This is a genomic window from Kitasatospora sp. NPDC093558 (genome assembly GCF_040683475.1).
Classification (GTDB): Bacteria; Actinomycetota; Actinomycetes; order Streptomycetales; family Streptomycetaceae; genus Kitasatospora.
The window spans coordinates 1-1,655 of the sequence record NZ_JBFBDY010001046.1 but is presented as its reverse complement, the minus strand read 5'-3'; the positions used below and the strand labels follow the sequence as shown (position 1 = coordinate 1,655).

At 75.9% G+C, this 1,655-nt stretch carries 2 protein-coding genes; both read left to right on the top strand.

Annotated features, from left to right (window positions below):
• The coding region (locus AB0O00_RS38310) for a response regulator transcription factor (RefSeq protein ID WP_363659306.1) at positions 1–439 on the top strand (439 nt) is incomplete at its 5' end.
• Positions 440–459: 20 nt separating this feature from the next.
• A partial coding sequence (locus tag AB0O00_RS38305) for a HAMP domain-containing sensor histidine kinase (protein ID WP_363659305.1) occupies positions 460–1,655 on the top strand: 1,196 nt, incomplete at its 3' end.

Here is a 1,655-nt window from a genome sequence, read left to right as displayed (position 1 = left end):
GTTCCTCACCGCCCGCGACACCGTCGCCGACCGGGTCGAGGGCTTCGCCACCGGCGGCGACGACTACCTGGTCAAGCCCTTCGCCGTCCCCGAGCTGGTGGCCCGCGTGCACAACCTGTGCCGCCGCACCACCGTCGCCCGCCCGCCCGTGGTGCGCCTCGGCGGCCTGGAGATCGACACCGCCCGGCGCACCGTGCACCGCGACGGCGTCCTGCTGACCCTCACGATCAAGGAGTTCGCCGTCCTGGAGACGCTCGCCGCCCGCCCCGGCGAGGCCGTGCGCCGCGCCGAGCTCATCGAGCGCTGCTGGGACGAGCTGACCGAGCCCAACTCCAACGTCGTCGAGGTGCTCGTCTCCCAGCTGCGCCGCAAGCTCGGCGAGCCGGCGCTGATCCACACCGTGCGCGGCGTCGGCTACCGGCTGGAGTCGCAGGCTTGAGACCCGCAGGCACCAGGGGCGTGCGAGCGGCCGTGCGCCGCCTGCGCGGGGACGTCCCGCCCACCCCGGCCGGCCGGATCCGCCGCCTGCGCCGCCGCATCGCGCTGCTCTTCGCCCTGGTCAGCGCCGTCGGCCTGATCGGCATGGCGGTCGTCGCCGTGCACGCGGACGACGATGCCTGGCGCTCCCAGGTCGACTCCGACCTCAAGGTGCGGACCAGCGAGTTCGCCGCCGACCTGCACTACGACGAGCAGGGCGCCCTGGAGTACCCCGAGCCCAAGGAGGGCGGCTACGACTGCCCGCCCGTGACGCTCTTCACCGGCACCGCCGAGAAGATGACCGTCCTCGCCCGCCCTCACCGCGCCTGCGTGACCGTCCCCGCCGAGGCCTACCAGACGGCCGCCGACGACGCCGCGCGCGAGGGCGACGTCGTCCGGCTCACCACCACCGCACCCAACGGCCACCAACTCCGGCTCTCCGCCCAGCCGTTCACCGGCCCCAACCAGGACTCCGCGGACACCGTGGCCGTCGCCGCCGTCGACATCTCCGGCAACCTGGCCGACCACGACCGCCTCACCCTGCTCCTCACCGCCGCCTGCGCCGTCCTCGTGGCCCTCTCCGCCCTGGCCGGCCACTGGCTCGCCGGACGGGCCGTGCGCCCCGCGCTCACCGCGCTCGACCAGCAGGAGGCGTTCCTCGCCGACGCCGCCCACGACCTGCGCACCCCCGTCGCCTCCGTCCGCGTCCTCGCCGAGACCGGCCTGCGCGGCGAGGCGGACACCACCGAGATCCTGCGCCGCACGCTGCGCCAGTCCACCCGCATGAGCGAGCTCGTCGACGACCTCCTCACCCGCGCCCGCCTGATGGCCGGCGCCGTCCCCCTCGACCGCGAGCCGCTGCGGCTCGACCAGCTCGTCGACGCCGTCGTCGCCGACACCCCGGCCGACGGGCACCATGTCGCCGTCCGGGCGGAGCCCGTGATCGTCCTCGCCGACGCCGGCCTGCTGCGCCGCGCCGTCGCCAACCTGCTCGGCAACGCCCTCGCCCACGGCCACGGCCCCGGCCTGCCCGCGGAGGTCGAGATCACCGTCGCCCCGGACGGCACCGTCGCCGTCGACGACGCGGGCCCCGGCATCCCGCCCGAGCAGGCCGCCTCCCTGTTCGAGCGCTTCCACAGCGGCGGCGGCTCCAGCGGCCTCGGCCTGTCCATCGCCGC